Source organism: Pyrinomonas sp., assembly GCF_040289685.1.
Lineage (GTDB): Bacteria > Acidobacteriota > Blastocatellia > Pyrinomonadales > Pyrinomonadaceae > Pyrinomonas.
Window position 1 is genome coordinate 1 of sequence record NZ_PSLQ01000106.1, and the last position, 6,045, is coordinate 6,045.

3 protein-coding genes are annotated in these 6,045 nt (G+C 57.2%); 1 reads left to right on the plus strand and 2 read right to left on the minus strand.

The genetic code is table 11. The features are described from left to right. Nucleotides 1-198 precede the first annotated feature (198 nt). Nucleotides 199-3,729: a TonB-dependent receptor gene (locus C4334_RS14275; protein WP_352432760.1), complete on the minus strand. Its 3,531-nt coding sequence runs from the start codon at nucleotides 3,727-3,729 to the stop codon at nucleotides 199-201. Nucleotides 3,730-4,068: 339 nt separating this feature from the next. Between C4334_RS14275 and C4334_RS14280 the strand changes: the two genes are divergently transcribed. Continuing rightward, the gene (locus C4334_RS14280) at nucleotides 4,069-4,749 is read left to right on the plus strand and encodes a 3-keto-disaccharide hydrolase (RefSeq protein ID WP_352432761.1); all 681 of its coding nucleotides are present in this window, start codon (nucleotides 4,069-4,071) and stop codon (nucleotides 4,747-4,749) included. Between the two features lie 201 nt (nucleotides 4,750-4,950). Here C4334_RS14280 and C4334_RS14285 read toward each other — a convergent pair whose 3' ends face one another. Next, nucleotides 4,951-5,853, minus strand: a complete 903-nt coding sequence (locus C4334_RS14285) for a sugar phosphate isomerase/epimerase family protein (RefSeq protein WP_352432762.1) — start codon at nucleotides 5,851-5,853, stop codon at nucleotides 4,951-4,953. Nucleotides 5,854-6,045 lie beyond the last annotated feature (192 nt).

Below are 6,045 nucleotides of genomic sequence, written 5' to 3' on the forward strand. Positions count from 1 at the left end.
TACCACTTGGGATGGCACGGTGTCGCTGAACCGAAGCGCGCGCGACGCGTGCTCTCGCGTCCATTCCTTTGGGGATGCCCCTCAATTTATTGAGGGGAGGACGTCACTTGCGATTCGCGATGAGCTAGCGTTCGATTGTCGAAGAGTAGCCCCGCGCGATAAAAGCGGGGCTACTCCGACGAGCGGCGCGATCCATGCTCAGAAAGTGAACTTGGCCGCCAGTTGAATGATCCGCGGGAAATTCTTCTGATCCGGGAAAAGCCGACCGAAGTTGGGGCTGAAAAAGTTCGTGTCTGGCCCCTTGAGGATCGGGGTGTTGGTTACGTTGAAGGACTCGGCGCGCAACTGTAGGCCATAACGTTCGGAGAGGCGAATGTTTTTGGCCAACGAAACGTTCAACTGGGGCTTGGATGGTTGTCTGATCCAAGAGAACCTGAAAAGAGCTTCGCGTCGCGCGAAGGGGGGAAGGAGCTGATAGCAGTTCTTGTCGTTGTTGAACCACCTATCAGGCGTTTGTGGATTGGCCTTGTAATCGCCGCAGTTGAAGAGAAGATTAGGCTTATCCACAAGGTACCCTGAGTAGTAGGTGAGGATCCAATTCATTTGCCAACCGTTGACGAGCCATCCGAGATAGCGCGATGGGCTGGAGAGCAGCGCGCGTCCTTCTCCAAAGGGCAGATCCCAAACGCCGCTGAAGGCGAAGCTGTGTGTCTTGTCTTGGTATTCGAGGTCATGGGCCAGCGGCTCGTTGTTGTCCCACACGTTCAAGCGGTGATTGTCCTCGAAATGTTTCGACCACGTGTAGGAGAGGACGAAGGTCAAAATGCCGGCTCTCCGCCCGCCAAGCACGCGCTTTTCAAGCTTGGTCTGCATGGCATCGTAACGGAAAGAGGCTCCGGGGACGTTGTACTCGATGATCCCGTTGAAGAGCGGATATGGGCGATAGAGGTTATAAGCGCTCAGCGTTTGACCGCGCCCCAGATCCGAAGATGCCGGCAGGATGCCGTAGAACGGGTTGGGTAGCTGCCGGTTGAAGAGGATGGGATCTGCTTGTGCGCTGGCAAAAAGGCGTGGCGGGGGTTCGTCGTAGTAAACGCCCGAGCAGCAAATGACATCGTGGATGGTCTTGTTGCCGGAATAGGAAACTTCCAGCACCATCTCGAAGGGGAGTTCACGCTCGATCCCGAGCGAGTATATGTAGCTGCGCGGTATCTTCAGGGTTCGCCCATCGTAGCCGACGAATTGCCCGATGTTGGTAAGCAATCCGAGCGATCTCCCCTTTGGGCTGATCACTCCATCGGGAAAAGGATTTTGCAACGAATATGGGCCGGTGACGCCAGTTGCCGAGGGAACGCCGGGGACGCCAGCGACAGGCGATTGCGCTTGGTAGTTCGTGCGCTGGCTAAATCCGGTCGAGAGGTTCCCTTGCGAGGCGAAACGGTAGTAGATGCCGAACCCACCGCGCAACACGGTGCGCTCGGCGAATTTCCAAGCGAAACCGAGACGCGGTTGGATGTTCCACCACTCCGTATCGTAGGTCCGGCGATTCTTCTCATCGGCGAATAGTATGCCGCCGCGAAGTTCGGCCGGAGGGTCGGGATAAGGGTAACGCGGATTGGTCGCATCGTATTGCGCTTTCAACTCGCGCCACCGGGCAAGGACTTGGTCGCTCAAGGGATTCTTCACGTTGTAATCGAAGCCGCGGATGACGCGATTGAAACGCTCGACGAAAGGCACCTGCACGTCATAGCGTAAGCCCAGATTGAGCGTAAGATCGGGCCTGACTTGCCAATCGTCTTGGATGTACGCCGCGTAGTACTGGTTGATGCGGTAGGCGCTGTCGTTCCAATCGATGAAACCGGAGGCCGGGTAGCCGAGCAAGAGGCTGGCGATGCCTGATCCATCGAATGCTCCCTGCCCCCTATCGGCATACTGCTGCGTGAAGCCGTTGTTGAAGGTAAACTCGCCGTTGGCACGTCCCGGCCCCATGGATGCACGGGCGATGCGCGCCCACTCAAATCCGTAGTGGAGCGTATGCCGCCCAATGGTGTGCGTCATGCTGGGCGCGAAGTCGATCTGCGTGTCTGCCGAGAAGCTGTATGTGTTCCCGATGATCGAGTTGTAGGAACTCAGGTTGATGCGAGGCGGCAACTGTTTCTTCACCGTTGGGACGACGGGCATGCGAATGCCTAACTTGTCCACGGTGAAATCGGAGTCGAGGTTCCCATCGGGAAAACGTTGGGCGAATCGACCGAAGGAGAGGCGCACATCGAGCACTTTGGTCGAAGATAGGACATGCGTGACGTCGAAGACGTACTGGTGCGTACGACGATTAGAATTGTAGTTCGCTACGATCGCTGGTTCGGGGAACCCGTTGTTGTTGCGAAATTCATACCCGTTCTGGTAGGCGAAGACGACGTACATACGCGTCCTGTCGTTGAAGATGTGATCGAAACGTCCCATCGGCTGGTTGTAGCGGTAACGGCCGAGGTTGCCCGTTGCGAAGAAGTTTTGCGTCAGCCCGGGAGCATTGGGTGCCGGATAGAGGTTCAAGATCGCTTTGCCGATGGGACTGAGGCGATCCGGGGGAATTTCATTGTTGGGGAACGGGTCGCGTATGTACGTGCCGAAACAGGGCTGGCCCGGGGGCGTGTCTATGCCAGGGCGGCACAAGCGCGTCGTCAAAGGATCGTAGATCTTGATCCCGTACTTGGTGAAGTTTTTGCCCTCGCGCAAGTCGAGCGGCGGCACGCTGCTGACAATCGGAAAGGGCACGACCTCGCGAAAGCCTTCGAAGCTGAAGAGGATGAAATCCTTGTCCTTGCGGATAGGCCCGCCGATGACCCCGCCGAACTGGTGCGTGCGGTGCTTGCCACGCGACGCACCGACGCGATTGTTCTGCGTCGTGTTGGCATCCAGCGCTTCGTGGCGGAAGAACTCAAAGGCCGACCCGTGCCACTCGTTGGTCCCGGATTTCAAAGTCGTGTTGACCGTGCCACCACCGGTCCGCCCATACTGCGCGTCGTAGGTGTTGGTCATCACTTTGAACTCTTGAATGGCCTCGACATTGGGCGCGATCTGCCATGTGCCCGTAGTGCTGATCGGCGCGCCATTGAGCAGAAATTGATTGGTTCCCGAACGTCCGCCGTTGATCTTATACGAGCCATTGACGTCCCACCCGCGTGTGCCCGAAAAGCCCGTCGCGCCGAACTCCTCTTGCGTGAAGATGACGCCCGGCGTCAGTTGCATCAGCATGTAAGCTTGCCGCCCGTTGAGCGGGTACTCTTGCGTTTTAACCGGATCGAAGACCAACCCGCGATTGGCCGTCGCCGTTTCGATCAACTCCTGTTGCGCCGTCACCGTAACCTCTTGTTTGAGCGCGCCGACGGTCAACGTCAACGGCAGATTCAAGCGATCGGCGACGCGCAACGTGATGTTCTCTCGACGTAGTGTGTTGAAGCCGGGGGCCGACACTTCGATGTGATAATCCCCCGGGTTAAGATACGGCAGCGTGTAATAGCCATCGGCGTTGGTGCGTGTTTCGGTCGCCACGTTGGTATCAACGCGAATGGCTCGCACCGTTGCATTGGGGACGGCTGCTCCGTTCTGGTCCGTGACCTGGCCCGAAATAGTTGCTCGGAAGTCCTGCGACAGGGCTATGAGCGGCAGGCACAGAAGCAGGCAGAGAAGATTGGTTAAATGCGTTAGAGGTCGAAAAGTCGAAGACATGACGCGACACCTCCAGAGAGGGTTAATTTGTTGGTCAAGTATATGAACTAATGCTGCTCTGTCAAGATCTTTTTTCGCTCGAAATCGCCCGTGGTTGCTCGTGAGCAGCGGGACTAGCTCATTCAATGTGCGTTTTTTGCTCAAAAGCTACGCAAAGAAGTTTACCGTCGCCCCTTTTTCGTAAAACCGTTTGAAATTATGGCCGTTTGAAGATTATGCTCTCTCTGGCCGCGGTCGGCATTTGATCCGAGCTTCGACAAAAGCCGCGCACGGGCGCGATCATCGGATCACGGCGGCGCTTCAGACCCCTCTCTTTGGGCATGGGGAGGGTGTCAAGGTATGATGTTCCCATTCTCGGAGGTCAGGCTGATCATGCGACTCTTCGCGCTCCTGCTAGCGTTGCTTACCCCTTTTGGCTGTCAAGCCCAAAAGCAGCTTTTCAACGGCAAAGACCTCGACGGATGGCAGCACGTTGGTCCCGGAAGGTTCGTCGTCGAGAACGGCGTTTTGCGGACTGAAGGCGGCATGGGACTGCTTTGGTACACGCGCGAGAAGTTCGGCGATTGTGTGATCCGCGTCGTTTACAAGACGAACGATCCGGCGGCCAATTCTGGCGTCTTCGTTCGCCTTGCTGACCGGCCCAAAGACGAATGGTTTGCCGTGCATCACGGCTACGAAGTCCAGATACTCGACCGGCAGGATGAATACCATCGCACGGGCGCGATCTATTCGCTCGCTCCTTCGCGCAGCGTGCCGACCAGACCCGTCGGCGAGTGGAATACGATGGAGATCACCTTGCAAGGCGACCTCATCATCGTGCACGTCAATGGCGTTGAAGTGACCCGCTTCGATCCGAAGCAGCCCGTCCCACCGCGCACCAAGGAGTGGGAACCGGAGCGCGACAATCCGCGTCCTGCCTTCGGTTACATAGGTTTACAAAACCACGACGATTACGTGCGCGACAAACAGACGCACGTCTATTTCAAAGAGGTGAGCGTTCGCCCGCTAAAGAAAAACTGAGACCCGCGATTTCAAAGAGATAAGCGTTAGCCTGTTAGCGATGGCTCCAAGCCTTGGGCCATCGCTTTGGTCCGTTTTCGTCGTCGCGTCTCGAAGGGCTTTTTGCTTCCAAGTAACGCGCGGCGCGATTCGCTGAGTTATCCTCAGCGAGTCTCAAAAAGCCCTTCGCATCAGCTTCTCCCATCGCTTTTGCGACGCGCTTCAAGAGAGCAGTATCTGTTTGCAGTACTCGAAGCAGCGCCGTACTTCGGCGCGCGTATCTGCTCCTTTGTACTCGTATTCGATGTTGGCCGGGATCCCCCACTTGTTATCGCGCAGCAGCAGGAGCGTTTCGCGAATCGGCGTGTCGCCCGTGCCAAAGGGGACATTGGGCCCTTGGTTGCGTTTGCGATCTTTGATGTGAAGCGTGACGATGCGCGCGTGATGTTCGCGGATGAAGGGGAGCGGGTCGAAGTTCGCCGCGACGAAGTGGCCGATGTCGAGATTGATGCGGATGTTTCGCGTCCCCTTGAGAGCGCGCATGAAGCTTTCGGGCGTGGCGAATTCGTCCGGCAAGATGCGCGAGTGATTATGCATGCCAACCACCATGCGATGTCGACGCGCCATAGAGTCGATGCGTTGCGCCATACTGACGTTGGATGAAGAGGTGAGCACGCGCACACCGAGCGCTCGCGCCTGCCGAAAGCCCACTTCCAGCTCTTCGTTCGTGAAGTCATCGCGCATGGAATAGTTGTAGGCGTTGATCTCGATGCCGGCGCGTTCGAACTTGCGCCGCACGTCGCGGAAGAAGCCGAGCGGGGTCTGTAAGCGCCAACGGCGCAGTTCTTCGCGCGCCTTGGCATCGGTATAAGCGCGGATTTGGAGTTCGACTGGCTCCACGTGTCCGGCCCAAAGCTCGCAGCTTCCAAGCCCGATCTCGCGCATTGCGTCCAGCATCTCATCCAGTTTCATGTCGCGGAAACTGTAGCTTTGCGCTCCCAAGGTCACGCCGCGAAAACGCGAATTGATGCGTCGCAACCCCGCCAAACCGCCGAGCGGCGTCAAAGCGGCAGCCACGCAGCCGAGAGTCAGTCGGTGCCATTGCCTGCGGTTGATCGAGGTCATCTTTTATCTTCCCTCACGAACTTGATGGTAAAGCCACGAGTCCTCTTGACGGCGATATTAGTCCATTAAGAGGACAAATGCCAAGAAATTTCTTTATCCGCGTTGGCAGCGGAGGGGCGGACGCGGCGCTGCCGATAAGGTCACGAAATCGGCTTCTGAAGCGCCTGACGCGAGCGAAAAAGAAAAAGGTGT

What these genes read in the sequence shown, in the direction of transcription:
- C4334_RS14275 (WP_352432760.1), bottom strand. Translation starts at nt 3,729, where the DNA reads ATGTCTTCGACTTTTCGACCTCTAACGCATTTAACCAATCTTCTCTGC.
- C4334_RS14280 (WP_352432761.1), top strand. Translation starts at nt 4,069, where the DNA reads ATGATGTTCCCATTCTCGGAGGTCAGGCTGATCATGCGACTCTTCGCG.
- C4334_RS14285 (WP_352432762.1), bottom strand. Translation starts at nt 5,853, where the DNA reads ATGACCTCGATCAACCGCAGGCAATGGCACCGACTGACTCTCGGCTGC.